34 protein-coding genes and 2 tRNA genes are annotated in these 24,887 nt (G+C 65.6%); 21 read left to right on the forward strand and 15 right to left on the reverse strand.

Annotated features, from left to right (window positions below):
- Positions 1 to 9: 9 nt before the first annotated feature.
- From ssuC to WS51_RS18140, 7 genes are all read left to right on the forward strand, one after another.
- Positions 10 to 822: an aliphatic sulfonate ABC transporter permease SsuC gene (gene ssuC, locus WS51_RS18110; protein WP_059501900.1), complete on the forward strand. Its 813-nt coding sequence runs from the start codon at positions 10 to 12 to the stop codon at positions 820 to 822.
- Positions 819 to 1,778, forward strand: coding sequence for an ATP-binding cassette domain-containing protein (locus WS51_RS18115; RefSeq protein WP_069229556.1), 960 nt, complete (start codon positions 819 to 821; stop codon positions 1,776 to 1,778). Before ssuC ends, WS51_RS18115 begins: the two co-directional genes overlap by 4 nt.
- 57 nt (positions 1,779 to 1,835) lie before the next feature.
- Complete coding sequence (locus WS51_RS18120; protein WP_006400187.1) at positions 1,836 to 2,051, forward strand: TOBE domain-containing protein; 216 nt, start codon at positions 1,836 to 1,838, stop codon at positions 2,049 to 2,051.
- Positions 2,052 to 2,191: 140 nt separating this feature from the next.
- Positions 2,192 to 2,389 carry a hypothetical protein gene (locus WS51_RS18125; RefSeq protein ID WP_059447228.1) on the forward strand — a complete coding sequence of 66 codons (198 nt, stop codon included), beginning with the start codon at positions 2,192 to 2,194 and terminating at the stop codon, positions 2,387 to 2,389.
- Between the two features lie 55 nt (positions 2,390 to 2,444).
- The gene (locus tag WS51_RS18130; RefSeq protein ID WP_059447229.1) at positions 2,445 to 2,699 is read left to right on the forward strand and encodes a hypothetical protein; all 255 of its coding nucleotides are present in this window, start codon (positions 2,445 to 2,447) and stop codon (positions 2,697 to 2,699) included.
- 126 nt (positions 2,700 to 2,825) lie between these two features.
- Positions 2,826 to 3,812 carry a tRNA dihydrouridine(20/20a) synthase DusA gene (gene dusA, locus WS51_RS18135; protein WP_059544556.1) on the forward strand — a complete coding sequence of 329 codons (987 nt, stop codon included), beginning with the start codon at positions 2,826 to 2,828 and terminating at the stop codon, positions 3,810 to 3,812.
- A 59-nt stretch (positions 3,813 to 3,871) separates the two neighbouring features.
- Positions 3,872 to 3,947 (forward strand) — tRNA-His (locus tag WS51_RS18140).
- A gap of 126 nt (positions 3,948 to 4,073) precedes the next feature.
- Here the strand turns inward: WS51_RS18140 and WS51_RS18145 are convergent.
- Together WS51_RS18145 and WS51_RS18150 are read right to left on the reverse strand one after the other, a co-directional pair.
- Complete coding sequence (locus WS51_RS18145; protein WP_069229557.1) at positions 4,074 to 5,195, reverse strand: site-specific integrase; 1,122 nt, start codon at positions 5,193 to 5,195, stop codon at positions 4,074 to 4,076.
- On the reverse strand, positions 5,192 to 5,437 hold the full coding sequence (locus WS51_RS18150; RefSeq protein WP_069229558.1) for a DUF4224 domain-containing protein: 246 nt from the start codon (positions 5,435 to 5,437) through the stop codon (positions 5,192 to 5,194). Before WS51_RS18150 ends, WS51_RS18145 begins: the two co-directional genes overlap by 4 nt.
- Before the next feature lie 256 nt (positions 5,438 to 5,693).
- Here WS51_RS18150 and WS51_RS18155 point away from each other — a divergent pair, with 256 nt between their 5' ends.
- A complete protein-coding gene (locus WS51_RS18155) occupies positions 5,694 to 5,927 on the forward strand; it encodes a hypothetical protein (RefSeq protein ID WP_069229559.1) in 234 nt (77 codons plus the stop codon).
- A gap of 20 nt (positions 5,928 to 5,947) precedes the next feature.
- Here WS51_RS18155 and WS51_RS18160 read toward each other — a convergent pair whose 3' ends face one another.
- The 11 genes from WS51_RS18160 to WS51_RS18205 form a co-directional block, all read right to left on the reverse strand.
- On the reverse strand, positions 5,948 to 7,837 hold the full coding sequence (locus tag WS51_RS18160) for a DNA cytosine methyltransferase (RefSeq protein ID WP_081333580.1): 1,890 nt from the start codon (positions 7,835 to 7,837) through the stop codon (positions 5,948 to 5,950).
- 238 nt (positions 7,838 to 8,075) lie between these two features.
- Positions 8,076 to 8,696, reverse strand: a complete 621-nt coding sequence (locus WS51_RS18165; protein WP_069229561.1) for a 1-pyrroline-5-carboxylate dehydrogenase — start codon at positions 8,694 to 8,696, stop codon at positions 8,076 to 8,078.
- Entirely contained in the window at positions 8,693 to 10,459 is a 1,767-nt protein-coding gene (locus WS51_RS18170) for an AAA family ATPase (protein WP_069229562.1), read from the reverse strand. Before WS51_RS18170 ends, WS51_RS18165 begins: the two co-directional genes overlap by 4 nt.
- A gap of 12 nt (positions 10,460 to 10,471) precedes the next feature.
- Entirely contained in the window at positions 10,472 to 11,668 is a 1,197-nt protein-coding gene (locus WS51_RS18175) for a hypothetical protein (protein ID WP_069229563.1), read from the reverse strand.
- Between the two features lie 14 nt (positions 11,669 to 11,682).
- On the reverse strand, positions 11,683 to 12,492 hold the full coding sequence (locus WS51_RS18180; RefSeq protein WP_069229564.1) for a RecB family exonuclease: 810 nt from the start codon (positions 12,490 to 12,492) through the stop codon (positions 11,683 to 11,685).
- The gene (locus WS51_RS32565; RefSeq protein WP_167357989.1) at positions 12,489 to 12,632 is read right to left on the reverse strand and encodes a hypothetical protein; all 144 of its coding nucleotides are present in this window, start codon (positions 12,630 to 12,632) and stop codon (positions 12,489 to 12,491) included. The genes WS51_RS18180 and WS51_RS32565 overlap by 4 nt, the downstream gene beginning before the upstream one ends.
- Positions 12,629 to 12,796, reverse strand: a complete 168-nt coding sequence (locus tag WS51_RS32570) for a hypothetical protein (RefSeq protein ID WP_167357990.1) — start codon at positions 12,794 to 12,796, stop codon at positions 12,629 to 12,631. The genes WS51_RS32565 and WS51_RS32570 overlap by 4 nt, the downstream gene beginning before the upstream one ends.
- The gene (locus tag WS51_RS18185; protein WP_069229565.1) at positions 12,793 to 12,972 is read right to left on the reverse strand and encodes a hypothetical protein; all 180 of its coding nucleotides are present in this window, start codon (positions 12,970 to 12,972) and stop codon (positions 12,793 to 12,795) included. The genes WS51_RS32570 and WS51_RS18185 overlap by 4 nt, the downstream gene beginning before the upstream one ends.
- Before the next feature lie 244 nt (positions 12,973 to 13,216).
- Positions 13,217 to 13,543 carry a DUF6874 family protein gene (locus WS51_RS18195; RefSeq protein WP_081333581.1) on the reverse strand — a complete coding sequence of 109 codons (327 nt, stop codon included), beginning with the start codon at positions 13,541 to 13,543 and terminating at the stop codon, positions 13,217 to 13,219.
- A gap of 28 nt (positions 13,544 to 13,571) precedes the next feature.
- On the reverse strand, positions 13,572 to 13,988 hold the full coding sequence (locus WS51_RS18200) for a hypothetical protein (protein WP_069229567.1): 417 nt from the start codon (positions 13,986 to 13,988) through the stop codon (positions 13,572 to 13,574).
- 826 nt (positions 13,989 to 14,814) lie between these two features.
- Positions 14,815 to 15,159 (reverse strand): helix-turn-helix domain-containing protein, encoded by a 345-nt coding sequence (locus tag WS51_RS18205; RefSeq protein ID WP_167357991.1) that lies wholly within the window; start codon positions 15,157 to 15,159, stop codon positions 14,815 to 14,817.
- A gap of 84 nt (positions 15,160 to 15,243) precedes the next feature.
- On the opposite strand from WS51_RS18205, the gene WS51_RS18210 reads away from it, so the two are divergent.
- From WS51_RS18210 to WS51_RS18220, 3 genes are read left to right on the forward strand one after another with little or no spacing between them, the layout of a single operon-like run.
- A complete protein-coding gene (locus WS51_RS18210; RefSeq protein ID WP_069229569.1) occupies positions 15,244 to 15,498 on the forward strand; it encodes a transcriptional regulator in 255 nt (84 codons plus the stop codon).
- A 42-nt stretch (positions 15,499 to 15,540) separates the two neighbouring features.
- Positions 15,541 to 15,765, forward strand: coding sequence for a hypothetical protein (locus tag WS51_RS18215; RefSeq protein ID WP_069230004.1), 225 nt, complete (start codon positions 15,541 to 15,543; stop codon positions 15,763 to 15,765).
- Complete coding sequence (locus tag WS51_RS18220) at positions 15,762 to 15,989, forward strand: hypothetical protein (protein WP_069229570.1); 228 nt, start codon at positions 15,762 to 15,764, stop codon at positions 15,987 to 15,989. The genes WS51_RS18215 and WS51_RS18220 overlap by 4 nt, the downstream gene beginning before the upstream one ends.
- Positions 15,990 to 16,030: 41 nt before the next feature.
- On the opposite strand, the gene WS51_RS18225 is transcribed toward WS51_RS18220, so the two are convergent.
- A complete protein-coding gene (locus WS51_RS18225) occupies positions 16,031 to 16,474 on the reverse strand; it encodes a hypothetical protein (protein WP_155773602.1) in 444 nt (147 codons plus the stop codon).
- Between the two features lie 62 nt (positions 16,475 to 16,536).
- Between WS51_RS18225 and WS51_RS32875 the strand changes: the two genes are divergently transcribed.
- The 5 genes from WS51_RS32875 (at position 16,537) to WS51_RS32145 (ending at position 19,079) form a co-directional block, all read left to right on the forward strand.
- Entirely contained in the window at positions 16,537 to 17,640 is a 1,104-nt protein-coding gene (locus WS51_RS32875) for a DUF1376 domain-containing protein (protein ID WP_081333582.1), read from the forward strand.
- Complete coding sequence (locus WS51_RS18235) at positions 17,637 to 18,113, forward strand: RusA family crossover junction endodeoxyribonuclease (RefSeq protein WP_059594702.1); 477 nt, start codon at positions 17,637 to 17,639, stop codon at positions 18,111 to 18,113. Before WS51_RS32875 ends, WS51_RS18235 begins: the two co-directional genes overlap by 4 nt.
- Positions 18,114 to 18,123: 10 nt before the next feature.
- Positions 18,124 to 18,453 (forward strand): hypothetical protein, encoded by a 330-nt coding sequence (locus WS51_RS18240; protein ID WP_069229572.1) that lies wholly within the window; start codon positions 18,124 to 18,126, stop codon positions 18,451 to 18,453.
- Positions 18,450 to 18,881, forward strand: a complete 432-nt coding sequence (locus tag WS51_RS18245; protein ID WP_069229573.1) for a hypothetical protein — start codon at positions 18,450 to 18,452, stop codon at positions 18,879 to 18,881. Before WS51_RS18240 ends, WS51_RS18245 begins: the two co-directional genes overlap by 4 nt.
- A gap of 111 nt (positions 18,882 to 18,992) precedes the next feature.
- Positions 18,993 to 19,079: transfer RNA gene (locus WS51_RS32145), tRNA-Ile, on the forward strand.
- 46 nt (positions 19,080 to 19,125) lie between these two features.
- Here WS51_RS32145 and WS51_RS18250 read toward each other — a convergent pair.
- The gene (locus tag WS51_RS18250) at positions 19,126 to 19,641 is read right to left on the reverse strand and encodes a hypothetical protein (protein ID WP_059594705.1); all 516 of its coding nucleotides are present in this window, start codon (positions 19,639 to 19,641) and stop codon (positions 19,126 to 19,128) included.
- A 356-nt stretch (positions 19,642 to 19,997) separates the two neighbouring features.
- On the opposite strand from WS51_RS18250, the gene WS51_RS18255 reads away from it, so the two are divergent.
- From WS51_RS18255 to WS51_RS18270, 5 genes are read left to right on the forward strand one after another with little or no spacing between them, the layout of a single operon-like run.
- Positions 19,998 to 20,630: a putative metallopeptidase gene (locus tag WS51_RS18255; protein WP_069229574.1), complete on the forward strand. Its 633-nt coding sequence runs from the start codon at positions 19,998 to 20,000 to the stop codon at positions 20,628 to 20,630.
- Positions 20,631 to 20,647: 17 nt separating this feature from the next.
- Complete coding sequence (locus WS51_RS18260; protein WP_060294337.1) at positions 20,648 to 21,127, forward strand: DUF2280 domain-containing protein; 480 nt, start codon at positions 20,648 to 20,650, stop codon at positions 21,125 to 21,127.
- A 1-nt stretch (position 21,128) separates the two neighbouring features.
- Positions 21,129 to 22,724: a TerL protein gene (locus tag WS51_RS18265; RefSeq protein ID WP_069229575.1), complete on the forward strand. Its 1,596-nt coding sequence runs from the start codon at positions 21,129 to 21,131 to the stop codon at positions 22,722 to 22,724.
- Positions 22,721 to 24,304 carry a DUF1073 domain-containing protein gene (locus tag WS51_RS31175; RefSeq protein WP_081333584.1) on the forward strand — a complete coding sequence of 528 codons (1,584 nt, stop codon included), beginning with the start codon at positions 22,721 to 22,723 and terminating at the stop codon, positions 24,302 to 24,304. The genes WS51_RS18265 and WS51_RS31175 overlap by 4 nt, the downstream gene beginning before the upstream one ends.
- Complete coding sequence (locus WS51_RS18270) at positions 24,243 to 24,887, forward strand: phage head morphogenesis protein (protein WP_081333609.1); 645 nt, start codon at positions 24,243 to 24,245, stop codon at positions 24,885 to 24,887. The genes WS51_RS31175 and WS51_RS18270 overlap by 62 nt, the downstream gene beginning before the upstream one ends.

Consider the following 24,887-nt stretch of genomic DNA (forward strand, 5'->3'; position numbering starts at 1 on the left):
AGACCCGAGATGACAACGAAAACGTCGACGACGGGCGCGGCCGTGGCCGCCCGCGCGTGGCGCGGCATCGCGCCGTGGCTCGTGCCGCTCGCGCTGCTGGTTGCATGGGAGGTCGGCGCGCGCGTCGGCTGGCTGTCGACGCGCGTGCTGCCCGAGCCGGTGGCGGTCGTGCGTGCCGCGTGGTCGCTCGTGACGTCGGGCGAGATGTGGGCGAACGTGAAGGTCAGCACCTGGCGCGCGTTGTTCGGATTCGCGATCGGCGGCGGTGTCGGTCTGGCGCTCGGGCTTGCGACCGGGCTGTCGAAAGCGGCGGAGGTCGCGCTCGACTCGACGATCCAGATGATCCGCAACATCCCCGCGCTCGCGATGATTCCGCTCGTGATCCTGTGGTTCGGCATCGACGAGAAGGCGAAGCTGTTCCTCGTCGCGCTCGGCGTGTTCTTTCCCGTCTACATCAACACGTATCACGGCATCCGCTCGGTCGATGCGAATCTGATCGAGATGGCGAAGAGTTACGGCGTGCGCGGCTTCGCGCTGTATCGCGACGTGATTCTGCCCGGTGCATTGCCGTCGATTCTCGTCGGCGTGCGCTTTGCGCTCGGGCTGATGTGGGTGATGCTGATCGTCGCGGAAACGATCTCCGCGCAGTCGGGCATCGGCTACATGACGATGAACGCGCGCGAGTTCCTGCAAACCGATGTGGTGGTGGTCGGCATCCTGCTGTATGCGGTGCTCGGCAAGCTGGCCGACGTGCTGGCGAAATGGATCGAGCGCGTGACGCTGCGCTGGCACCCCGCTTATCAATCTGGAGCAAAGGCATGAACGCGACGACTTCGGCGGCCGCCTACGGCCCGCTCGCCGGCGCAGACCTCGAGGCCGAACTGGCGCAGGCGCGCGTGACGGACGACGACGCACGCGACGCGGCGATCGTCGACCGGGACGGCGGTGCATCCGTCGTGCCGCTTGCACGGCGGCGCGCGGGCAGCCCGGCACAGGATGACGCGGTGACGCTGTCGGGTGTCAGCAAGCGCTTCGGCGCGCGCACCGTGCTCGACAACGTCGAACTCGGCATCGCGCGGGGCAGCTTCGTTGCGATCGTCGGCCGCAGCGGTTGCGGGAAATCCACGCTGCTGCGTCTCGTCGCGGGACTCGAGGTGCCGAGCAGCGGCGCGCTCGTGACGCGCGGCGAGGGTGGCGGTACGCTCGACACGCGGATCATGTACCAGGATGCGCGGTTGCTGCCGTGGAAAACCGTGCTGCAGAACGTGATGCTCGGGCTCGGTCGCGGAGCGCGTGACCAGGCGCGCGCGGTGCTCGACGAAGTCGGGCTCCTCGAGCGTGCTAACGACTGGCCCGCGCAGTTGTCGGGCGGTCAGCGGCAGCGCGTCGCGCTCGCCCGAGCGCTCGTGCATCGACCGCAGCTTCTGCTGCTCGACGAGCCGCTCGGCGCGCTGGACGCGCTGACCCGCATCGAGATGCATGCACTGATCGAACGCTTGTGGCGCGAGCATCGGTTTACCGCGCTGCTCGTCACGCACGACGTTCAGGAGGCCGTCGCCCTCGGCGATCGGATCCTCTTGATCGAGCAAGGGCGCGTCGCGCTCGATCAGCCGGTGCCGCTCGACCGGCCGCGTGCACGCGCGTCCGCTGCGTTCGCGGCGCTCGAGGATCGCGTACTGCAACGCGTGCTCGCCGGCGGCCCGGGCACGGCCGGGCAGGGCGCGGCGCATGAGGTCGATTACGTACGACCGGTCGGGCAGATTCGCTGGGCCGTTTAAATCCGGGCGGCGCTGGCCGCCCGCTCTCAGACTTTTTTCTTCGGAGCGATCAACCCGATGAGCATCACTGCAATCAACGTGCGTAACCAGTTCAAGGGCAAGGTGAAGGAGATCATTCGCGGGCCCGTCGTGTCCGAGGTCGACGTCGAGACGCCGTTCGGCATCGTCACGTCGGTGATCACGACGCGCTCGGTCGACGAACTTGAACTGAAGGTGGGCGCGGAAGTCGTCGCGCTCGTGAAATCCACCGAAGTGTCGATCGCGCGCCTCTAGGCGTGTTTCCGACGCCGGGCGCGGCGCACGGGCCATCCGGCCATGCGTCGAGCCCGGTATTTCGATCGCGCGTTTGCCTCGGTATTCGGCGTCCGGACGAAGTGCTAGGATGGAACGACACCGACGCCGGAGGCCAACGCATGACCCCCATCCTTTCTCCCGAAGCCATCGAGGCGCTGAAGTGGATCGACCAGTTCGGCGATACCCGGCCGGTTCCCGCCGCATTCGACGACGTCGTCTATGCGTTGCTGAACGAAGGGCTGATCTATCAGGCGGCCGGCGACCGTGTCGACCTGACCGCCGACGGCAAATCCGTTTTGTCTAACGAATACGATTGAGCGCACGGCGCCGGCCGCCGAGGCGGCCCGGCGTTGCGTCGCCACGGAGCGAGCGATGGAACCGAGAGGCAGCGATCTCGGCGATTTCAGCGAGCCGTACCGCGGCTACGAGATCGAAGTGAAGACCGAGCAGGTGTGGGACGGCGAGCATGCGCACTATCGCGTGCTGCAGGGCGCTGCCGTGCGGATCGACTGGCGGCTCGTCAAAGTCGACGGGATGCTGCTGACGGAGCGGCGCGTGATCGAGCGCGTGCTCGAAGAGGCGCGGCGCGCCGTCGACGCCGAGCTGGGCGACGGCGGGCCGGTCTAGTCAGGCCGCCGGGCCGGCCTGGTCGCGTTGCGGTAAAATGGCGGGTTGCTTCCCGCGCCGCTTGCTGCCCCGAATTCCATGTCCGCACCGTCCTCGCTTCCTCCCCGCCGCGTCTGCGTGGCGCCCATGCTCGACTGGACCGACCGTCATTGCCGGTCGTTCCATCGCACGCTGACGCGCGACACGTGGCTGTATACGGAAATGATCACGACGGGCGCGCTGTTGTTCGGCGACGCCCAGCGGCATCTCGCGTTCACGCCGAACGAATCGCCGATCGCGCTTCAGCTGGGCGGCAGCGAACCGGACGATCTGGCGCGCGCCGCGAAACTCGGCGAGCAGTGGGGCTATGACGAGATCAACCTGAATTGCGGCTGTCCGTCCGAACGCGTGCAGCGCGGTGCGTTCGGCGCGTGCCTGATGAACGAGCCGCAGCTCGTTGCCGATTGCGTGAAGGCGATGCGCGATGCGGTGTCGGTGCCGGTCACGGTCAAGCATCGGATCGGGGTCGATGCGGTCGAGGACTACGCGTTCGTGCGGGACTTCGTCGGCACGGTAGCCGAGGCGGGCTGCCAGACGTTCGTCGTGCACGCGCGCAATGCGATCCTGAAGGGGCTTTCGCCGAAGGAGAATCGTGAGATTCCGCCGCTCAAGTACGACTATGCGTACCGGCTGAAGCGCGACTTCCCGTCGCTGGAGATCGTGATCAACGGCGGCATCAAGACGCTCGACGAAGTCGCGCAGCATCTCGAGCATGTGGACGGCGTGATGCTCGGCCGTGAGGCGTATCACAACCCGTACGTGCTCGCGGAAGTCGATGCGCGCTTCTATGGAGCGACCGCCGCCGCGCCGACGCGCGAAGAGGCCGAGGCGAAACTGATCGAATACTGCGCGGCGGAGCTGAAGCGCGGCACGTATCTCGGCGCGATCGTCCGGCACGCACTCGGGCTGTATCGCGGCGTCGCGGGGGCGCGCGGCTGGCGTCGCGTGCTGTCGGACAACAAGAAGCTCGCGCGCGGCGATCTGGCCGTGTTCGACGAGGCGCGTACGCATCTGAACGACGCTCTCGAAAATTTTGAAAAAAATGCTTTGCAAGATGGAAAAGTCTTCGTATAATCTTGTTCTTCGCTGCTGAACACGAAACGAAACAGCGAAGAAACAAAGCAGTATCAGTGGTGGCTGTAGCTCAGTTGGTAGAGTCCAGGATTGTGATTCCTGTTGTCGTGGGTTCGAGTCCCATCAGCCACCCCAACAAATTCAAAGACTTGCAGCACGATTAATTGATCGAGTTACAAGTTTTGGAAGATGAGATTCCAAATTTTGGAAGATCTTCCGAAAAGAAAACCCGCCACCGAGCGGGTTTTTTTATTTCCGGCTTCAGCGCGTCGCACGCACTTTTCTTTGTCGGCGCCGGTCATACGTCTTTCGCACCATGCGTTCGTCTGCGTGGCCGGTCGCATCGATGATGCGGTCGTCGCCTTCCTCCTGGCGATCGGTCACGGCTGCCGGCCGCATGTCGCGCAGCGCGAAGCGTTCGAATTGAACACCGCGCGCCTGCGCCTCCTTCTCGCAATAACCCATCAGCCGCGACCAGTTCGTGTTCCACCCGCTGCGCGTGTACACTTGGCCGGCGGTATTGCCGAACACGTGGACGCTCGACGTGCGCTGCAGCGCCAGCGCTTCATCGATCACTGCCTTCAGCTCCGGTGACCATAGGACGAGTTTTACGCGTTGCTGCTCGCCGGCCTTGCGCTTCCCAATCGGCACCTCGACGCCTTCGGGCCGGATGCTCTGGCGGTGCAGCTCTCGCATCTCGGTTGGCCGGCTCACTGTCAGATAGGCCGCCTTCACGCATAGCGCGAGGATCAGATACGCAGAACTCGGGTGCTGGTCTCCGACGCTTCGGCGTGATCGCGCGACTTCCACGGCGAGATCAATCTCGTCCTGCCGCACGTAGCGCTGGCGCGGGCGCGTCGGGTTATATTCGATGCCGCGGCACGGGTTCGTTTCGACCTCGCCGCGGCGCCTGCCGAATTCGAGTATGGCGGACAGGAGCGCGACCTCCTTGTTCGCCTTCGCCGGCGCGCCCATCTGCGCGCGCTTGTCGAGGTACCCGTAGACGTGCTTCGGCTTGATGGCGGCCGGCGACATCTTGCCGAAGACGGCGACGAGGCGTTTCAGCTCGTTTCGGTTTTCGTCGAGGGTGATCTGCGCCTTCCGGCGTTCGTCGGTATGCGGCAGACCCTCTTGCCAGTCGAAATATGCGTCGGCGAGTGCCTCGAACGTTCCTGGCTCGACAGCGTTTCCGTTGAGCGCTTCCGCGCGCTCGATCGCCTGTTTGCGGACCTCCGCAACAGCGTCCTTTTGGCGCGCGGGCGCCGAAAGCCTGAAGGCCCAGCGACCGTTCGGCAACTTGTAGCCGAAGCTCACCTTGTGCTTCCCGTAGTGGGCGTAGAGCCGGAAGGGCAATCCGTCCGGCCGTTTGCGGCGTCCGATCATGCTGTGAGTGCGGCGAAATTCGGTTCGTCGGCCGCGGCGGCTCGGGGCCGGCGCGCGGGGGCGGGCAGTGCAGTCCCGTTCATGCGGGCCTCGTAGTAGGCGCGGGCGACCAGCGGGACACCCGCGATGTTGACCGCATACGGCCAGTGGTTCCGCGCCAACCAACGTTTCATGCACGCTAGGCTGCGCGGCCGGCAGCCGACGAGCTCGGCCAGTTCGACCGTAGACAAGTAGAGGCTCACGTCTCAATCCTCCTGAATTTGACAACTTCGAGTTGCCGCAACAAAGTCGAGAGCTTTGAGCGAACGCTCGGCGGATAGCGCCAATGCGTTGCCGCACGAGGTGAGCGCGTAAGCGGCATGCGCTGATTCGTGTCCGTCTCTCATGGACCGTCTCTCGGGGGCTGTTGCTGTTCGCGCATTTTCAGTAACAATAAATTTGCAAATTGGAATCGGAGGTCGCATGCTCGCCAGAGCATTCAACTAATGGAGAACCGCCATGCCACACCGGATCAACTTGATTGCGCATTACGAAGGCCGTGTGTTGGATACCGCCGCTTATGAAGTGGAAGGCGGCGCTAAACTTGCGTGGCAATTGGCTCGGAGAGCCGGCGCGCGAGTTCCGACGCTCGTCAAGATTGAAAACCGCGAAAGGGTATACCCGAGCGTGGCGGCCGCGCATGCGGCATCGATCGCGGCTCTCAAGCTGAGCATCGACGGCGGATTCGCGTAAGCGGCCGGCACGCATTTTCGTCAGGCCGCGACGTGCGCGAACTGCTGCTCGTGGGCGAAGTTCGCGCGGATCAGCGCGGTCGCGACGTCCGGGCACACGCTGTTGCCGATCATGCGCACCTGCGCCGACTTCGATAGCGGCTTTCCGTTGACGACCGGATCGAGTACGTAGTTGTCCGGGAATCCCTGCGCGCGGGCGAGCTCGCGCGGCGTGAGCATGCGCATGCCGATGTCGACGATCGCGTAATCCTCGCCGTGGATCGTGACCAGGCCGATGCGGTCGCGCGTCGGAATCGTGTGCATCGGCTCGCGGGCGTCCTGCCACTGGCCGCCTTCGCCGTAGTACTTGATCAGGAACGCGCGTACCTCGGGGTGATGCATGCCGCCGGCGCTGATCGTGTGCAGCGGCTCGTCGGCCGGTGCGCCGTCGCGACAGGTTCCGCGCAGCTTTACCAGGTGCGACACCGCGACTGTCGTATCTGCCTTGCTGGCGAGCGTGGCCGTCGGTTCGCTGACATCATGCGGGCGGGACTGTCCTGCTCGGCCGCCGCAGCCGACAAGCTGCGCAGTCACGACCGCGTGATGATCGCTCGTCGTCACTGTGCCGGCCGGCACGTCGACGCGCGTGCCCGTGACGCCGCCGTAGTGCTTCGCGAGGAACGCAGTCACCGCGGCGTGCTTGGCCGCGCCGGCGACGATGGTGCCGAGCGGCTTGTCGAGGCCTGGCACACGCGGCGCTTGGCCGGGCCGTTCACCGTATCCCGTCTGTACCAGCGTCGCGGCGACGACGCCGAATTTGTTGCCTTGTGTCGTGACGGTGTGCAGGGGGCCGGCGGCATCCTGACACGGCGTCTCGCCGAAATTGTTCTTCACGAGGGTGGCAGCGACGATGCCCATCGCATGCGCGGCGCCGGCCGGCCGGGCGCAATCGCCACCAGCGGTGACGGTATGCAGTGGCGCGTCGGCTGCGCTGCCGGTGCTATTCGCGCGGAACTTCGTGACGTGCGCGGCGACGAGAGCCTGCTCGCCGCGGTTCGCGCCGGTGACGGTAGCGAGCGGCGCGGCGATGCTGGCGGCGCGATCTGCGCCGTGGTGCGTGAGGTGTATCACGAAAGGATCCGCACTGTTCACGACGAACTTCATGATGCCGCGCGCGATACGGCGCAGCGTCGCGTCCTTCAGCGGTCGATCGCGCTCGAAGATCGACGGGCAGGGGATCGACCAGTCGATGCAGTCGGCCGCGGTGCGCCACGGCTGGAGCGTGCCGGCGCGCACTGCCGCGCTTTTCGGATCGCCGTGCGTCGGCGTCGGCCAGACGATCGGCAGTCCGTCGCGCCGCGCGACGAGGAACAGGCGCTTGCGGATCGTCGGCGCGCCGAAGTCGCAAGCGCGCAGCTCACGGTGCTCGACGCGGTATCCGTGGCGCGCGAGCGCGTTCACGAACGAGCGGAACGTGCGGCCGCGATTCTTCGGGCACGGCCGGCCGTCGGCGCCGAGCGGCCCCCACGTCACGAATTCCTCGACGTTCTCCAGCATGATTACGCGCGGCTTCACCGTCGCGGCCCAGCGCAGCGCGATCCATGCGAGCCCGCGGATCTTCTTCGAGACGGGCTTGCCGCCCTTCGCCTTACTGAAGTGCTTGCAGTCGGGCGACAGCCAAACGAGGCCGACCGGCTGGTTTCCCGTGATCGCCGCGGGATCGACGTCGAACACGCTTTCGCAGTAGTGCGCCGTGTGTGGGTGGTTCGCCGCGTGCATTGCGAGCGCTTCAGGATCATGGTTGATCGCGACGTCGACCGGCCGTCCGAAGGCGCGTTCGAGGCCCGTGCTGGCGCCACCACCGCCGGCGAAGTTGTCGACGATCAATTCGCTGCCGAGGTCGAGCGGCAGGCTCATCAGGTCACGCTTCACGCGAGATCTCCGTTTGATGGTCAGGCTTCAGGGGTGGGCGCTCGGCTCGCATATGGCAGCGTTGGGTAGCATGAAAGCCGGCTGCGCTGCATCGTGTTGGCTTTGTGACGGCGCCCACCCGTCACTCCGAGCACCCACCGTTGAGGCCGGTGGAAAAAGAAAGGGCACCGAAGAAAGTTCGGCGCCCTTCAAATGCCGCGCGGACCGAGGCACACCGCGCGGGGTAAGCTTCATAGGTTCAGCGAGGCATCCATTCCGTGCCGCGCACGATCCGGCCGACCGGTTCGAGCACGAGCACCTCAGATTCCTTCTCGCTGCGCACGAGCGAGCGGCCGCGCTTCTGCGCTTTCTCGAGCGAGTCGTGACGCTGCGGTTTGCAGTTGCGGCCGACCGTGACGAACAGCGGGGCCCGCGCGCCCACCGGGCCGAGCGTCAGCTCGTCGATGCGCGCTTCGAGGGCTGCGGCGTTCGCACGCCAGGTGTCCGCTTTTTGCAGCGCGGCGTCGCGCTCGATCGTGAGGCGTTCGATGTCAGCCAGTAGGTCGCACATGCGGACTTCAGCATCCACAACGCCAACCGCCGCCGCCGGCATATCCGCGATGGCCTCTGCAAGCGACGGTTTGGCCGGCGGCGACGACGCGCTGCTGGCCGGCGTCACCGGCGGCCGCGCTGCGCGCGCGAGCCAGTACACGTACTCGTTGCCGCCGCCCGCGCGCTTCTCGCGCTCGACCAGCCCGTCGCCAAGCATGCGGTTCAGCTCCTTCGTCACGTCGAGCTGCGGAAGCCCGATTCCGGTGGCCACAGCCTTCGCCGTGGCTTCCGACGTCGCGGCGAGATATTTCTCGATGTCCTCTCTCACGCTGCCTCCCGTATGCTGCGCGTCGCGGCGACCGCGATCTGTCCATCCTCAACCCAGAATGCCTCGATGCCGTCCGGCAGCCCCGCGGGCGGCGTCTTGAGACTCATGAACACGAGCGCCGTGTCGATCTGCTCGGTGTAAGCGAGGTCGTCGAGCCAGTAGAGCAGCCGGTCGCGTTCGGGGCCGACCAGGACGTCGGCACGATCTAGCACGAGCAGCTTCAGTCCCGAGAAGTGGCTGATCGCGGCGGCGATGTGCGCGTCGACGCGCCAGCGCTCCGATTCCGACAGCAGGGCGTACACGCGACCGTTCGCGAGGATCTCCATGTCCGGCGTGATGGTCACGTCGGCCCATTCGGACAACTCAGCGAGCGCGGTCAGGCGCTCGTTCATCGGGGTGAGCGCCTCGCGCAGCAGATCGGCAGGAATGCCGCTCGGCGCGAGCGCGTCGGCGATCGCTTCCCACGCGGCGACGTCCTGATACAGCGCAAACGCCTTACCCGTGATCTCGATTGCGGCGGCGGCGCGGCGCTCAGCATCCCGCGCGGCTGCGATATCCGTGTCGAGCTGCTTGCGGCGTTTCATCAGCGAGCCGAGCTCGCGGCGCGCCGCGTCGATCGCTTCGCTCGACGAATGGGCGCCGTCGGCGCTCGTTTCGTTCTCGAGTTCCTTCAGCTGCTTCGCGGCTGCGTCGGCTGCTTCGAGTTCCGTGCGGCGATTTCGTGTGGCGTTCTGCAGCACCGTGAGGCTGCGCTCGTACTCGGGCAGCTTCGCGATCGCTTCTTCGTCGCGCGCGCCGGCAGCGGCGGCCGCCGCGAGCGCGCCGTTCAGAAAGCGCAGCAGCGCGCCGCACTCGGGGCAGGAGCATTCAATTCCGGCCGGCGCGGCGCCGGCGCGTACGCGCAGCGCTTCGACCTTCGGCAGGAACTCTGCGACCTGGTCGTCGGCGAGCTGCGCCAGCTCGGCCGCCTTCGCGTAGCCTGCCGCCCTGTCGCGCAGCGCGGCGATCTTCGAGGCGCGGGCGCGCGCCGCGGCTTCGCCGGCCTCGGCCGCGCCGATCTGTCGTTGCAGCTCGCCGATCTCGCCTTCGAGTGACTCACGTTCGCCTTCCAGCTTGCGCAGCGCCGCTGCGTCAAAGCTGACGGCGGCGGGGCGCCAATCCGCAGCTTTCTGGCTGCCGTACGTTTCGCCGGTCGTCGCGCGCCACGCCTGCTTCGCGCCGCGGGCACGATCAGCTGCTTCCTTCTGCGCGGCCTCGAAGCCCGCGCGCAGCATTGGCGTGATCGCCTCGAGCTGCGCGTCGATGGCGAGCTTGATCACGCGCGCCGGGGACGTCAGCTTGTCGACCAGCCGCTCGCGGATTTGCTGCGCGCCGATCTTCACGCCCATCAGCTCGTACAGGAACGCGCGACGCGCTGCGGCGTCGAGCTGTGCGAACCGCTGCGCGTCGAGCACGAGCGACAGGCGCGGATCCTCGGCGAGCTCGCGCTTCACTTTCCCGACGGGCAGCATGACGCTGTTCGCCTGCTCGCCGCACGCGACCACAATCTGGCCGGCCTCCGAACCCTCGGTGACGAGCGAGCCGTATTCCTTCTTCAGCGCGACGCGCACGGTGTCGCCCGTGAGCGCCATGCGCACGGCTTCCTGCAGGCTGCTCTTGCCGGCACCGTTCGGGCCGGCGAAGAGCGCGACGGGTTTCGACAGCCGCAGGTCCGCGGCGTGGATCCCGAGCACTTTCGAGACGTAGATGTCGGTGATCTTCATGACTGGTTCCGGTTAGTCGGCGCTGATCGGCGCGCGCGCGCGGCGCGCGGCACTGGCGCGCGGCGGTTGCTGCGCCTGTTCGGCCGCCGCAGTGATCGCGCGCATGCGCGCCGATGCTGCCGCGTTCAGGTCTGCCTTCGCGGCTTCGTCCTGCACGCCGGCGATAGCGCTGCGGGCGAGGTCGAGATCTTCGGCGGTCGCGGCGGACTCGATGTCCTCGCGGATGCCGCGCACCAGGCCGTCGGCGTCGAAAGAGAAGCCGCTCTGGCCGCGTTCTTCGCGCGGTGCGTCCTGGGCGTCCACCGGGCCCGCGTTATCTGCTGTCGCGGGCGCGCTATCTGCGTTCGCCCCGGTCGCGGGGTCCGTTTCCGCCGGCGGCACCGCGCCGCGAGGAACCTCGTCGGCCGGCTGCGCGCGGCCGGCGCGCAGTTCGTCGAGCGTCGCGCGGTTCATCGAGTAGGTGCCGTCGTCATGCACGTCGACTATGTCGGCGGCTTCCTCGACAGTCGTGAGACCCATCAGCAGCTCGGGCGCGTACAGCTTCCCGAAGAACGACGCACTCCGGTACCGGAGCATCACTTCGGGCATCGTCTGCCACTTGCTGCCATTCTTCGTGTACCAGCCTTCCTTCACCGCCAGTTCGATCGACACCGGCGGCGATTCGAGACGTGTGTCGGTCCCGCGCTCGAGCGCCCATGCGATGCACTCGATGTCTTCGATCTCGACGTCCTGCCGCTTCTCGGTGCGCGTACGGTTGCCCGTCGGCCCGCTCCATTCGAACGTCACGTACGGCACCGATTTGCGTCCGAGCTTGCGGATGTCGAATCGCAGCGGCGAGAAGCGGCCGCAACCGTTCACTGCCGCGATGATCCACTGCGACGACCATGACGGCCGGCCCTCGACGATGTACAGGTTCTGCATCACCATCAGCGGGTCGGCGCCCATGCGCTGGGCCATGTTCAGCGCGACGACAGCGTTCGCGAGCGCGTTCGGGTTCTCGCGCGATTCGGTGACCTCGCCGTAGCGGTTGGTCTTCTCGATTACCTTGCGGTATGCGGCGGGCACGAGCGTCGATGACGCGAGCAGGTTTGCAGCGCGCTGCATCAGTTCGAACGACTGCAGCGAGCCGAAGCCGGGCGCGACAGCAGGGAGGTTGGCCTCGCGCGGAAGCGGCGAGCGGACGGATTCTAAGGTGGTAGGCGTGGACATGAGGATCTCGCGTGTTAATCGTGGAACTGGCAGGTGCCGTAGCGGGGGCAATACTTCTTGTCGCACAGCAGCGATTTCGGGTTGGGGTAGAAGCGGCCGGACCGGAACATGTCCGCGGCGAACTGGATCAGCCCGGGCGTTTCCTCGGTGCCGATCATCACGCGCTTCGCGTTTGCGATCGGGGCGGTCGCGACTTCCGGTGTGCCCTTCGTTTTCAGGCCGATGATCTCGGCGGTATCCCCGATCTGGTCGCCGGTCGTGTGCTCGTACAGCAGCTCGTACGTGCCGATCTGCGGCCCGTGTCCCTTCGTGACGGCTGCGCCTTTCTGCACGGCCGACGAGCCGCTTTTCAGGTCTGCGATGCCGACGCCGGCTGCCGAGCGGCGCACGCGCGCCCGGTCCATCGTGCCGGTCAGGCGAACGATCACGCCGCCGCCGCAGTCGATCTCGAGCGGCTTCGTTTCCATCTCAACGGCGATGAAGTCGTAGCGCGGCGCGACCTCGAGGCAGTACTTCGTCGTCAGAGACAGGCCGATGCGTTCCGCATCGGACATGCTCAGGTCGTCGCGCTCCGGATCGAACTCGTTCTCCGGATCGCGAAGCTTGTCGACGAACGCGCCGGCCGCATCGTCGACCGTGAGGCCCGATCCGTCGAGGCGCGCCTGGTCGAAAACGGCGGTGCCTGCGTGGATCGCGGTGCCGAGCGCGGCGCGCAGGCCGACCACGTTGCGCATGTTCAGGAGGTGGATGCCTTCCCAGCGGTAGGCGCAGTCGAAGAGCGCGCCCCAGCTGGACGCGCGAACGGTATACACGGACGGGTTCACAGGATTCCCCAATGCTTGGTGGGGCTGTCGACGGCGACAGCGAGAAGGGCGACCGCGACGAGAATCGCGACGACGAGGGTGCGCGCTGCGCGGGGGTGCCGGCGCTCGAAGAGGTCGGCGTGATCGGTGAATCGGCTCATGCGGGTCTCGTGAAGAAAGCGGCAACGGCAGAGCCGTCTGCGTTGAGCCGGGCGAGCACGAGCGTGCACACCGCGGCGATCGTCAGCGCGACGAGGTAACCGGCTATGGGATTCCACTCGAAGAGCCGATCGAGCAGCGCGCCGAGGTAGTCGAAGGGCGTCATCCGAGGCTCCGCAGGTAGGGCCCGGCGAGGTCGACGCCGAACCAGAGCGCGCCGATGACGACGCCGTATGCGATCGCCCATGCCGCGCCTTCGAGCGCGTAGCGCACCCGTGATACAGGCGATTGCCTGTAATCGCGCAATACAGGCGATAGGCTGTTGATCGAGTGGCGCATCATGAGCTCGCCTTGGCGGTCGAACGGCGTCTGGCATTCTCTTCGTCTTTCAGGCGTGTGAGTTCAGCGAGGTTCATGTCTGCGACGAGCGCGTGATGCGTGTCGCAGAGCAGAAAGCACTCGTCTTCGCCGCGGAACCAGCTGACCTGAAACTCGACTTGCCACCGAGCCTTCGTGCTGCAGCAGTTGCAGAGCTTCGCGCTCGCTCGCTGCCTGTTCATCCCGATGCGTGGGTAATCTCGTCGGCTCATCGGTCCACCCCTGCGATCGTGATGTGCCGCACCTCCTTCAGTGCGCAGCGCGGCAGAAAGCAGTGTTCGAGCTTTCCGGTGCAACGGTTGATGTGCCGCCGGATACCGCCGACGTCGTGTGCGAGCGTGAAATCGTCGGCTGCGTTGAGGCGTTCCCAGTCCATCGGGCAGCCGTTTGCATGACACGCGACTAGATCCATGTCGAGCTCGAGCGAATCGACAGCCGGCAGCCCTTTGGCCGCGAGCAAGGTCTGGTAGCGTGCCGCGACCAGGCGGATCGCCGCGCTGACCTCGCGCGAAACTTCGAACGAAACGGTGTCCATCGTCTTTTTCCTGTAATGGGGTGGTTGTTTAGTCGTCGTGCGCGCGACGAATGGTGTGGTCGGTGCAACGGGAAAATCCGGCGGCGCCCGGGCCGAAGCTGCGGCCGCAGCCCGAGCAGTAGACGTTCGCGAAACGCGGCGCGGCGGCGGCGAGATCTGCGTCCGCGATGCGCCGCGCGATCTCGTCATCGAGCGCAGCCTTGCAGACGTTCCAGACCTCGTACACGTCCTCGATCCGCCCCCGGCGCAGGGCGGCGTCGAGTACTGCGAGCTGCTCGGTCGAGAACGGCAGCACGTCGAACGTGACGCCGTCGGCGATCGCTTCGTTGCGCTCGTCGCGCGCCAGCGCGGCATCGTCAGCCTCGGCCTGCAGCTGGTCGGCGTGTCGGTCGACCAGCGCGGGCAGGGCGCGCGCATTGCTGTGGTGGATTCGAGGAATGTGCATCGCACCCTCCGCATGAAAGTAGGATTACTAACTGAATTGAAGTCTTGAACGACGATACTGCGCGTTACGTGCAGTGCTCACCGGCGACGCCTCGGGAGTACGAACCGCCGCCGGTCAGAACTGCATCACTCGCGCGCCCGACTACTCCCGGCCGTGCCGGCTCCGGGCCGCGCGAGGTTTGTGCCGATTACGACGCCATCGGTCACGTGTTGCTGGCTGTCTTGCATCAGGTTCGCTCGGCGCGCCGCGGTCTTCCGCAGCGTCCGTCCTGACTCACGACGCAGATCGCGCCGGCCGGTTGCTCCGCGTGAGCGGTCCCGGCATACCTTCGGTTGTTAGAGAGCGTTCCGCGTGGGGCGGTGGCGCGGCGATGGTGCCGCGTTGGAATGAATTATAACTAAGGTTATCGATATGTCAACAACCAAAGTTATCGTGCGGGGGAGGAAATTTGTAACATGCCGACCCGCGACCCTTTTGTTAAGCGTCTGCTGACGGCAGTTGAAAGACTTCCGAAACTACGGCTAAACTACTGTACATTCATACAGTATTGTGGCGAACGGAAGACGAGGGCGGCCAGTGGAAGAAGAAACGAAGACGCGCCTGCGCTGCAGGCCGGGGGACTTGGCGAAGGTGGTGACGAGCAGAAACCCTGCGCTGATCGGCACGATCGTGACGATTCAGCGGCTGCGGTCTGACGGTCGGTGGGATGTGCTGCTCGAAAACCCGGCGTTCGGCTTCACTGGGAGAATGAAGCGGCCGGTCGTGACGCGCGAGTTTGCATTCTGGGATGCGTCGTTGGATCCGCTTCCGCAAGAGGCACGGCGGGTCAGTCGCCGAACGGCCTGTCCTCGTCCTGAGCAGGTGAATGATGCGGAACTGACTGGGCTAGCAGCCCACTGATGTACGCCTCGACTTTGGCCCGGCCGATCTCGTCGAGCCGATCGTAGCCTGGCGGAACCGGCTGAGCCTCGTCGCCGAATTCGAGCCACTCCAGTGTGGTTTGCAGCGCGCGCGCGAGTGCAAACCCGTTCGTGGTCGTGGTGCTGCCGCCTCTTTCAACCTTGGCGATCGCCGGCTGCGATACGCCGACAAGTTCCGCGATGTGCTTCTGGGACAGACCCAGTGCCTCGCGACGTTCCTTTGCCCGGCGCCCGAATTCAGGATTTTCCATAGCGGGCATCCTATAACCTTGGTTGTAAGCCGGCAAATAACCAAAGTTCTTGCGAGTGAATAACTTTGGTTATAGTATTGCGGCATGAAACCGACCAATTGCTCCGTCCCAGCGCTGCAGCGCGCGATCGAGAAAGCCGGCTCGCAGTCGGCCCTGGCTCGCCTGATCGGCAAGAAGCAGCCGCACATCCATAAATGGCTGCACTCGCCCAATGCGATGCGTCCCGAGAACTGCGTTCTCGTTGGGGCGGCCGTCGGGATCCCTTACCGCGACTTCCGGCCCGACGACTGGAAGCTGATCTGGCCTGAGCTGGCCGAGCCGGTGTCGGAGGGGCAGTGAAGAACATCAACATCCTTTCTCGATAAGTACGGGGTGATCGTCATGTCAAGACGCGCCGAATTCCGCAACGAAGTGAAAACGCGCCTGCGCGATCGCGTCTACGACGCGCTCCAGTTCTACAAGCAACTGCACGGCATCGACTCCGACTCCGCCGCGCTCAACCGCATCGCGGAAGTGGCACTGTTTGGCGTTGTCGGCACTTTGCCCGTGCAGCTCGCCGCCGTCAGTGCCGATCTGGGACAGTCCGGCCCGAAGGTGAATGCATGACTGCTCGCCGCGTGGAGCAGGCTGTCCTGCTGCCGGTGGCCGAAGCAGCTGATCTGGCAATGCAAGCGGCGGCGCAAGGCGTCGCGATCACCGATTTCCTCGGCATCCAAGTGCTGCGCGGCGCGTACGGCGCCATGCACCCGCTCGTCATTGAGTTCGAGATGCGGCCCAAAGTGGGACGCGCGGGGACGAGTGCAGGGGAGAAGGAGGAAGGGTCGTGCTGATCACCGTTGCACTGAACCCCTCAGCGTTGCAGCACCAGGACTCATCGGGCGCGCCAGTTGTTCTTGCAGCGTGGGCAGTTCCAACTCGCTACGTGAAATTGGAATTCCGGATGAAATTTGAGGACGACTTTTTGCCTCTCGGTGTCAAAGCACGGTTGGCAGACGTAGTGGGTGGGTTCGTCCGGACTTTCGCCTTTCGACTTGTAGACAAAGGCTCCTTTGGATACTTCAAACAATTCGTAGCGGCCTTTTTCAGAGAGGGCCGCGTTGGCTGCGTCCAGCTCGAGTCGCAATTGAAAAAGCTCTTGCTGAAGGGTGAGCAGTTGGGCGTTGTGCTGAAAGAGGCTGTCCTGCGCCGTCAGCAAAGCTGCATTCATATCACTGATTTTCGCCGCCATTGCGTTGAAGTCGCGAAGCCCCATCGCTGCCTTGCCAATTTCCTTGGCCAGACTGATCGATGCGGCCGCAGTGCTGATAAGGCTCATGTCCATGCTCTTTACCCCGTGAATTGTTGTCCGGAAATCGTATCACGGTCGCGGAGAGCGTCATGAGCAAGCTCCCGAATCCTCTCACCGCCGCGGACTGCGATCTGCGCGACTTCCCGTTCATGCCGCTCGATGTCGTGCGCCTGCGCGACAGCGACATCGCTGCACTGTCGACGGCCGACGAATTTCGCGCCGCGGTGCTGCTCTGGTGCGCGGCGTGGCATCAGGTGCCGGCCGCGTCGCTTCCCGATGACGATCGCGTGCTCGCGCAGCTGGCCGGGTACGGCCGTGTTGTCACCGAATGGAAGAAGGTCCGCGACGGCGCGCTGCGCGGCTGGGTGAAGTGCTCCGACGGCCGGCTGTATCACCCCGTCGTCGCGGAGAAGGCGCGCGACGCGTGGGCCGCGAAGCACGAGCAGCGCTACAAGACCGAGTGCGCGCGCATCAAGAAGCACAACCAGCGCCACGGGACAGACATCGAGTTCCCCACGTTCGAGGAATTTTTGTCCCCGGACTATCGCGATCCTGTCCCGAGGGACAAACGCAAAGTGTCCCCGGGGACAACAGGACAACGTCCCTCGGGACAAACAGGTGGTGTCCCCCCAACTGTCCCTCGGGAAACAGCATCCAAGGGACAGGGAGAGGGAGAAGTAAACCTAAAGACAAGCGGCGGCGGCACAGCACAGGCAGTAGCGGGCGACCCGCCGAACGCCGCCGCCGCCTTCGTCGAGATCCTCCGCTCGAGCGGCGTCGGCTTTGCTGCGAACGACGAACGAGTGCTCGGCTGGCCGACGCGCGGCGTCACGCCGGACGACCTGCGTGCTGCCGTCGCCACGGGCCGCAAACGCCGTGAGCGCGAGGGCAGCGGGCAACCGCTCAACGTCGGGCTGCTCGACCTGATCCTCGGCGACCTGCTGTCCGCGCGCACCGCGAAGCCCGCGACCGGGACACGCGCCGTCGGCGACTGGTGGCGCTCGTGGACCGGCATCGTCGAGCACGGGCGAACGCTCGGGACGGAGCAGGGGACCGACGAGCAGCCGTTCGATTTCAAGCTGCGCGTGTTCAACGCGGCCGGCGACGGCCCGTGGTGGGACGACCACAACCGCGCATTCCGCAACACCGCCGGCCCCGTGGCGGCCGGCGCCATCCTGGAGAGCGGCCGATGAGCCACGAGCAACAGTCCCTGATCGCCGCGCCGGTCATCGCGCGCCGCGTCGTGTTCGTCGTGCCTGGCAAACCGGTGGCGAAAGGCCGGCCGCGTTTCGCGCGCCACGGCGCGCATGTCCGCACGTTCACGCCCGAGGCCACCGAGCGCTACGAGAACCTCGTGAAGATGGCCGCGCGCGCGGTGATGCGCGACGACGAGCCGTACGCCGGCCCGGTGCGTTTGATCGTCGACATCGGCGTGCCGATCCCGACGAGCTGGTCGCAGCGGCGTCAACGCGAGGCCGCAGCCGGAGCGATCGGCGCGACGAAGAAGCCGGACGCGGACAACGTTGTCAAGGCGTTGAAGGACGGCATGAACGGCGTGGTGTACGGGGACGACGGCCAGGTCGTCGACCTCTGGGTGTCGAAGCGCTACGCGACCACGCCGGGCGTGCGCATCGAAGCAATCGAACTGAACCTGCAGCGAGCATAGGGAGGGCCCTTTGAAAACGAAACCCACGAAAATCACCCTCGACACGGTGCTCTCGGTCATGAAGCCCGGGCAGCGTTACACGGCGCACGATCTCGCGCGCAGCTCTGGCGCACCGTTGTCGACCGTGCGGCATCTGCTCTCAAGCGACCGCGCGGCGACGCGCGTCGACATCAAGCGCGGCGAGCGGCGCGGCCAGATGTTCTCGCTGGCTGGCACGTGCGGCGGAAGCGGCTATGTGGACGCGCGCGTCCGCCCGGACTTCACGAGCCACCTCAACGGATATGCCTGCTGGCTGCGCAGCGTGCAGGCGCTCGCCATGACGACGCGGGGTGCTCGATGAGCGGATTCGAAAGCATCGAAGAGCGGCTCGACAACTGGGGGGCGACGGTGCGCTCGCCGCGGTTCAAGCCGGAGGTCTGCGCGCAGTGGGCGCGCCTGCACGTCGCGCTGCGCGACAAGGCGGTGGCCGAGATGAAGATCCCGCCCGAGCAGAAGGACGGCTGGCTCGTCGAGGCGGCGTGGTCGGCGATGCCGAACCACGTGGCGAAGTGGGTGCTGAAGTACACGTACGTCTGGCGCATGGCGCCCGACCAGGTGCAGACGCGCATGCGGAAGGTGCACGGTGCGGTGCTGCGCGGTCGGCGCTTCGAGCTCGTGCTCGCCGACGCGCACCGCGGGATCTCGCAGAGCATCGTGAAGCTCACCGCGGACTCGGTCATCAGAAAAATTGCGGCGACCGGTTGTAAACCGCCTGAATCTGTTCTATGATCCTCGGCAGATTACTGATTCCGCCTCGCGCGTGAGCTTTTGCTTCCCGGTTGGGAGGCAGGCGTGCGAGTACCGATGCCCGCGACATTGGGCTTTCTGTTGGAACGCGATGGGTCGGGTGGTACGAGGGTGTACCGGCGGGTTTGATACACCCGTAGCCTAACGGCGAACTGGGTTCGATTCCCAGACGACCCACCAAGATATGTGAAGCCCGCTGAGCGAAAGCCAGCGGGCTTTCTCGCGTCTAGGCATCGTATTGCGCGGTAATTTGTTCGAGGGCAATCAGGAGCGCTCGAAGTTCTTCCGGGTGATACCACACCCGTGCCATTGTCGGATCGGCTCCTTCCTCGTCCCATGCCTCGCCGATTTCGACGTATTCCGCCTCGGTTGACAGATCTCGGTAGCATTCGTGTGGGTATCGTAGATCGATGAACTGTCGACCAAGCTTTCTGAGCAGCAGTGCAGAATCTTCGGTCAGCTGTGATGGCCCGGTGATCTCGATCGCTTTTTCGAGAATTTCCGTCCGCAGCTCATTCGGAAAGAGGTTGAACAACTCCTCGTAATTGTGTCCTTGCGTAAGCGTGTATTTCAGATCATGGGCGTTGAGCAAGCACTTGATCAGCAGTTCGAGTGCGAGCAGATCGAGCATGTACTCGGTGTCAGACCTGTCACCTAACGGGTCTGCGTCTCGTAGCGTTTGAGCGTCCTTGCGGCGCGCCAATGCGGTGCGGCGCATCAATTTGACTTGGAGTTCGTTCATAGTGGGCGGGAAGTAGACCCGCTGAGCGAAACCCAGCGAGCCTTTTCGTTAGATGGTCTGAAGCTTTTTCGTTAGGCTCTCGACTGCCGCACCGATAAATGCCCCCAACTTTTCTCCGAACATCGCTGGGTTGCCGGTCCAGCCTTGCGTTGGTTCTGCAACGCCGGCTTTAAGAGCTTCGTTCACGAGTGCGATTGCACGTTCCCGAGCGTCGGTTGGATTTAGATTCGACATGATTTCCCGTAGTGGTCTTGTTAGCCGGCGGATTCCGGCTCACTGATTCTACGCCGGCTGCCTGGTCCGACCGAGCAGTCTCGAAGTGCATGCCTCGTTCAAAACTAACCAGTACCGCGCCCATGACCCACTCGTCGCGTCCTGCGCCGCCCGACGCGCTCTTCGACGGCTCGAACTGGTTCCGCTACCTCGCGCCGGCCGACGGCGTGAACGAATGGGTGCACCACACGTTCCTGCGCGAGGGCGCGCCGCTGCACAACGAGGACCACGCGCACCTGGTCGACGCCGACGTCGCCTACCTTTGGGCGGCCGTCGAGAACGTGCGCCAGATGCGGCGTGTTGTCGGCCAGTGCGAAGAGGTGATGATCCGCGCCGGCGGCTGGCAGCGCGCCAGGCAGGAGCAGCAGCTCTGCGAATGGTTCGGCCGCGTGCCGGCGTTCCTGATCACGCTCGACGCGCACTACGCGCGCGAGTGCAGCGATCTCGAATGGTGCGCGCTGGTCGAGCATGAGCTGTATCACATTGGCCAGCGCACTGACGAGTTCGGAGCGCCGGCTTTCACGAAGGACGGCATGCCGAAGCTCGGCATCCGTGGGCACGACGTCGAGGAATTCGTCGGCATCGTCCGCCGCTACGGCGCAGGCGGTGGCGCCGGCGACACCGCGAAGCTGATCGATGCTGCCCGCCGCGCGCCCGAGGTCGGCCACGCCGACATCGCGCGCGCCTGCGGCACCTGCATCCTGCGGGCCGCGTAACCGAACGTATTCCCGCTATGGCAGCACTTCCCGACGCGATCAAGGTGTACATCGTCCAGTCTCTCGCGTGCTTCGACACGATCTCACGCGTCGCGAAGGCCGTGCGCGAGGAATTCGGCGTCGAGGTGTCGCCGCAGCAGTGCGAGCGGTACGATCCGACGAAGCGTGCCGGCTCGACGCTGAGCAAAAAGTACCGCGAGATCTTCGAGCGCACGCGCGAAGAGTTTCTGTCCGACACGTCGCGCATCGGTATCGCCCATCGCGCGGTGCGCCTGCGCAAGCTCGCGAGCGCGGTCGACAAGGCCGAAGAACGCGGCAACCTGCCCCTGATGGCGGCCCTGCTCGAGCAAGCCGCGAAGGAGGCCGGCGACGCGTTCACGAACCGTCACCGGCTCGAGCACACGGGCAAAGGGGGCGGCCCGATCACCGCGATCTCCACTGTGACGAACGACCCACAGGAGGCGGCGAAGATCTACGCCACGCTGATGAACCCGTAGCATGCCCATCCCGTTCCCGTTCGACTTCCGCGCACCGGACTATGTGCAGGTGTTCGAATGGCGGGCGGAGCGGCTGAAACGCATCCGCGCGAACCCCGGCGTGCTGCCAGCACTGCGCACGTTCTACCGCGACAATCCCGCCCAGTTCATCATCGACTGGGGTATGACGTTCGATCCGCGGAACGTCGAGCGTGGGCTGCCCGCGACGATCCCATTCCTGCTGTTCCCGAAACAGGAGGAGTGGTGCCAGTGGTTCATGGAGCGCTGGAAGGCGCAGCAGCCCGGCATCACCGAGAAAACGCGCGACATGGGTATGTCGTGGCTGACGGTGGGGCTGGCGGACACGATCTGCCTGTTCCACGAGGGCGTCGCGGCCGGCTTCGGCTCGCGCAAGGAAGAGTACGTCGACAAGATCGGCTCGCCGAAGAGCCTGTTCTGGAAGGCGCGCGAGTTCCTCCGGCTGCTGCCCGCTGAGTTCCGCGGATCGTGGGACATCGGCACGCACGCGCCGCATATGCGCATCATCTTCCCGGACACCGGATCGGTGATCACCGGCGAGTCGGGCGACGGTATCGGCCGTGGCGACCGCGCCAGCTTCTACATCGTTGACGAGTCGGCGTTCCTCGAGCGGCCGCAGCTGGTCGACGCGTCGCTGTCGGCGACGACGAACTGCCGGCAGGACATCTCCACGCCGAACGGCATGGGGAACTCGTTCGCGCAGCGCCGCCACAGCGGCAAGGTACGGGTCTTCACGTTCCACTGGCGCGATGATCCGCGTAAGGACGACACGTGGTACGCGAAGCAGTGCGCCGAGCTTGACCCGGTCGTCGTCGCGCAGGAAATCGACATCAATTACGCGGCGTCCGTCGAGGGCGTCGTTATCCCGTCCGCATGGGTGCAGGCGGCGATCGGCGCGCACGTGAAGCTCGGCATCGAGCCGAGCGGCATGCGGCGCGGGGGGCTAGACGTCGCCGACGAAGGCAAGGACAAGAACGCGTTCGCGGGCCGCTACGGCTTCCTGCTGAACTTCCTGCGTTCGTGGTCGGGCCAAGGCGGCGACATCTACGAGACGGTCGAGAAGACGTTCGGCATCTGCGACGAGCTCGGTTACGAGTCGTTCGACTACGACGCCGACGGCCTCGGCGCCGGCGTGCGCGGCGACGCGCGTGTGATCAACGAGCAGCGCGTCGCGATCGGCAAACGGCCGATCAACGACGAGCCGTTTCGCGGCTCGGGCCCGGTGCACGACCCGGAAGGCGAGATGGTGCCGGAGCGCAAGAACAAGGACTACTTCGCCAACCTCAAGGCGCAATCCTGGTGGGCGCTGCGGCTGCGCTTCCAGGCGACGTACCGCGCGGTCGTTGAGGGCAAGCCGTACAACCCCGACGACATCATTTCCATCGACCCGGCGCTGGACGAGCTGTCCGCGCTGACGATGGAGCTTGCGCAGCCGACCTACACGGTCAACGGCGTCGGGAAGATCGTCATCGACAAGGCGCCTGACGGCACGAAATCGCCGAACCTGGCTGACGCGGTCATGATCGCGTATCAGCCGGCCGGGCAGGTTCTGGACATCTGGACAAGGTTGGCAGGATGAATCGAAAGCAACGCAAGGCCGAGCAGCGGCAATACCGCGCGATGGCTGCGGATTCCGCCAACGCGAAGCGCTGGATGACGCCGGACAGCTTCCAGAACTTCGAAGCGCGGGTCGGGCTCGGCACGCCGAACCAGTCGTCCGCCTACCAGTACGGATTCGACTTCATCTCGCGCAACCGCGTGCAGATGGAGGCGATGTACCGGTCGTCGTGGATCGTCGGTCAAGCCGTCGACGTCGTTGCCGAGGACATGACCCGCATGGGCGTCGAGATCGGCTCCGACATCGCGCCCGAGGATAAGGACAAGCTGAATCAGGAGTTCGAGAACCTTGCGGTATGGGACAGCCTCTGCGACACGATCAAGTGGGCTCGTCTGTACGGCGGCGCGCTGGCCGTCATGATGATCGACGGGCAGGACGCGTCGAAGCCGCTGCGCCTCGACACGATCGCCGAAGGGCAGTTCAAGGGCCTCTGCGTGCTCGATCGCTGGCTGGTGCAGCCGACGCTGAACGACCTGGTGACCGAGCCGGGCCCAGACCTCGGCATGCCGAAGTTCTACGACGTCGTCGCGGACTCGATGGCGCTGCCGCGCCAGCGGATCCACTACAGCCGCGTGCTGCGCTTCGACGGCGTCACGCTGCCGTACTGGCAGAAGATCGCCGAGAACCTGTGGGGCCAGTCGGTCATCGAGCGGTTGATCGACCGTCTTGTGGCGTTCGACAGCACCACAATGGGCGGGGCGCAGCTCGTATTCAAGGCGCACCTGCGCACGCTGAAGGTTGATGGTCTGCGCAAGATCATCGCGGCCGGCGGCCCCGCGCTTGAAGCGCTGCTCAAGAACGTCGACTTCATCCGGCGCTTCCAGTCCAACGAGGGACTGTCGCTGATCGATGCGGCGGACGATCTGCAGGTCGACCAGTACGCGTTCACCGGGCTCGATGCAGTGCTGCTGCAGTTCGCTCAGCAGCTCGCCGGCGCGCTGCAGATCCCGCTCGTGCGCCTGCTCGGCCAATCGCCGGCCGGCCTGAACGCGACCGGCGAGTCGGACCTGCGCACCTACTACGACAACATCAAGCAGCAGCAGGAGCGCCGGCTGCGCCGCGCGCTGAACCAGCTGTTCGAGGTGATGTTCCGCTCGGTGCTCGGCACGAAGCCGCCCGAGGGCTTCTCGTACGACTTCCGCGCGCTCTGGCAGATGACCGACGAGCAGAAGGCGACGACGGCCAACACGATCACCGACGCGGTGACGAAGGCAGTGGACGCGGGACTGATGACGCCGGCGGGCGGCATGAAGGAGCTGCGCGCGTCGGCGCACCGCACCGGCGTGTTCTCGTCGATCACCGACGAAGAGATCAAGGAAGCGGAGGACCAGCCGCCGCCCGCATCCGAAACGGAGCTTCCCCTCGATGTTGACGACCCGAACGACGGACCGCAAACGCCGCCGAAACCCGGTGCGCCTGAGCGGGCCGGAGCGCCGGTACGGAACGCAGCTGCGCAAGATCGCGCAGCAGGTGGGCGCGTTGGTCGATGGCTTTCCGCCTGGCGATCCCGCCGCGGCGCCGACGATCGAGCAGATGCTTAGGCGCTATGCCGAGGCACTCACACCGTGGGCCGAGGCGACCGCTGCGCGGATGCTGGAAGACCTGAATCGGCGCGACGAGCAGGCTTGGATGCAGCAGGCGCAGGAGATGTCGCGCGCGCTGCGCGACGAGCTGCGGCGCGCGCCGACCGGCGAGACGATGCGCGCGCTGATGGCCGAGCAGGTGACGTTGATCAAGTCGATCCCGCTCGATGCCGCCGAGCGCGTCCACCGGCTCACGATCGAGGCGCTCGAAGACAGCACGCGAGCGGCGGCTATCTCGAAAGAGATTCAGCGATCCGGCGAGGTGGCGAAGAGCCGCGCCGACCTGATCGCGCGCACGGAGGTTTCGCGCGCGGCGACATCGCTGACCGAAGCCCGCGCGCGCGCCGTCGGCAGCACGCACTACATCTGGCGCACCAGCGGCGATAGCGACGTGCGCGCCGGCCATCGTGCGATGGAGGGCAAGGTCTGCGCGTGGGCCGAGCCGCCCGATGTCGTCGAGAACGGCCGAATCATGAACTTCCACCCCGGACAGATCTGGAACTGCCGGTGTTGGGCGGAACCGATCATTTCCGAGGACTGA

The sequence above is a fragment of the Burkholderia territorii genome (assembly GCF_001718335.1).
Taxonomy (GTDB): Bacteria; Pseudomonadota; Gammaproteobacteria; order Burkholderiales; family Burkholderiaceae; genus Burkholderia; species Burkholderia territorii.

What these genes read in the sequence shown, in the direction of transcription:
- WS51_RS18225 (WP_155773602.1), bottom strand. Translation starts at nt 16,474, where the DNA reads ATGAGCCTTATCAGCACTGCGGCCGCATCGATCAGTCTGGCCAAGGAA.
- WS51_RS18175 (WP_069229563.1), bottom strand. Translation starts at nt 11,668, where the DNA reads ATGTCCACGCCTACCACCTTAGAATCCGTCCGCTCGCCGCTTCCGCGC.
- WS51_RS18145 (WP_069229557.1), bottom strand. Translation starts at nt 5,195, where the DNA reads ATGATCGGACGCCGCAAACGGCCGGACGGATTGCCCTTCCGGCTCTAC.
- WS51_RS18220 (WP_069229570.1), top strand. Translation starts at nt 15,762, where the DNA reads ATGACTGCTCGCCGCGTGGAGCAGGCTGTCCTGCTGCCGGTGGCCGAA.
- WS51_RS18195 (WP_081333581.1), bottom strand. Translation starts at nt 13,543, where the DNA reads ATGGACACCGTTTCGTTCGAAGTTTCGCGCGAGGTCAGCGCGGCGATC.
- WS51_RS18170 (WP_069229562.1), bottom strand. Translation starts at nt 10,459, where the DNA reads ATGAAGATCACCGACATCTACGTCTCGAAAGTGCTCGGGATCCACGCC.
- WS51_RS18265 (WP_069229575.1), top strand. Translation starts at nt 21,129, where the DNA reads ATGCCCATCCCGTTCCCGTTCGACTTCCGCGCACCGGACTATGTGCAG.
- WS51_RS18125 (WP_059447228.1), top strand. Translation starts at nt 2,192, where the DNA reads ATGACCCCCATCCTTTCTCCCGAAGCCATCGAGGCGCTGAAGTGGATC.
- WS51_RS18250 (WP_059594705.1), bottom strand. Translation starts at nt 19,641, where the DNA reads ATGAACGAACTCCAAGTCAAATTGATGCGCCGCACCGCATTGGCGCGC.
- WS51_RS18215 (WP_069230004.1), top strand. Translation starts at nt 15,541, where the DNA reads ATGTCAAGACGCGCCGAATTCCGCAACGAAGTGAAAACGCGCCTGCGC.
- WS51_RS18115 (WP_069229556.1), top strand. Translation starts at nt 819, where the DNA reads ATGAACGCGACGACTTCGGCGGCCGCCTACGGCCCGCTCGCCGGCGCA.
- WS51_RS18205 (WP_167357991.1), bottom strand. Translation starts at nt 15,159, where the DNA reads ATGGAAAATCCTGAATTCGGGCGCCGGGCAAAGGAACGTCGCGAGGCA.
- WS51_RS32565 (WP_167357989.1), bottom strand. Translation starts at nt 12,632, where the DNA reads ATGAGCCGATTCACCGATCACGCCGACCTCTTCGAGCGCCGGCACCCC.
- dusA (WP_059544556.1), top strand. Translation starts at nt 2,826, where the DNA reads ATGCTCGACTGGACCGACCGTCATTGCCGGTCGTTCCATCGCACGCTG.
- WS51_RS18200 (WP_069229567.1), bottom strand. Translation starts at nt 13,988, where the DNA reads ATGCACATTCCTCGAATCCACCACAGCAATGCGCGCGCCCTGCCCGCG.
- WS51_RS18155 (WP_069229559.1), top strand. Translation starts at nt 5,694, where the DNA reads ATGCCACACCGGATCAACTTGATTGCGCATTACGAAGGCCGTGTGTTG.
- WS51_RS18120 (WP_006400187.1), top strand. Translation starts at nt 1,836, where the DNA reads ATGAGCATCACTGCAATCAACGTGCGTAACCAGTTCAAGGGCAAGGTG.
- WS51_RS18210 (WP_069229569.1), top strand. Translation starts at nt 15,244, where the DNA reads ATGAAACCGACCAATTGCTCCGTCCCAGCGCTGCAGCGCGCGATCGAG.
- WS51_RS32570 (WP_167357990.1), bottom strand. Translation starts at nt 12,796, where the DNA reads ATGACGCCCTTCGACTACCTCGGCGCGCTGCTCGATCGGCTCTTCGAG.
- WS51_RS18130 (WP_059447229.1), top strand. Translation starts at nt 2,445, where the DNA reads ATGGAACCGAGAGGCAGCGATCTCGGCGATTTCAGCGAGCCGTACCGC.
- ssuC (WP_059501900.1), top strand. Translation starts at nt 10, where the DNA reads ATGACAACGAAAACGTCGACGACGGGCGCGGCCGTGGCCGCCCGCGCG.
- WS51_RS18255 (WP_069229574.1), top strand. Translation starts at nt 19,998, where the DNA reads ATGACCCACTCGTCGCGTCCTGCGCCGCCCGACGCGCTCTTCGACGGC.
- WS51_RS18245 (WP_069229573.1), top strand. Translation starts at nt 18,450, where the DNA reads ATGAGCGGATTCGAAAGCATCGAAGAGCGGCTCGACAACTGGGGGGCG.
- WS51_RS18185 (WP_069229565.1), bottom strand. Translation starts at nt 12,972, where the DNA reads ATGATGCGCCACTCGATCAACAGCCTATCGCCTGTATTGCGCGATTAC.
- WS51_RS18235 (WP_059594702.1), top strand. Translation starts at nt 17,637, where the DNA reads ATGAGCCACGAGCAACAGTCCCTGATCGCCGCGCCGGTCATCGCGCGC.
- WS51_RS31175 (WP_081333584.1), top strand. Translation starts at nt 22,721, where the DNA reads ATGAATCGAAAGCAACGCAAGGCCGAGCAGCGGCAATACCGCGCGATG.
- WS51_RS18260 (WP_060294337.1), top strand. Translation starts at nt 20,648, where the DNA reads ATGGCAGCACTTCCCGACGCGATCAAGGTGTACATCGTCCAGTCTCTC.
- WS51_RS32875 (WP_081333582.1), top strand. Translation starts at nt 16,537, where the DNA reads ATGAGCAAGCTCCCGAATCCTCTCACCGCCGCGGACTGCGATCTGCGC.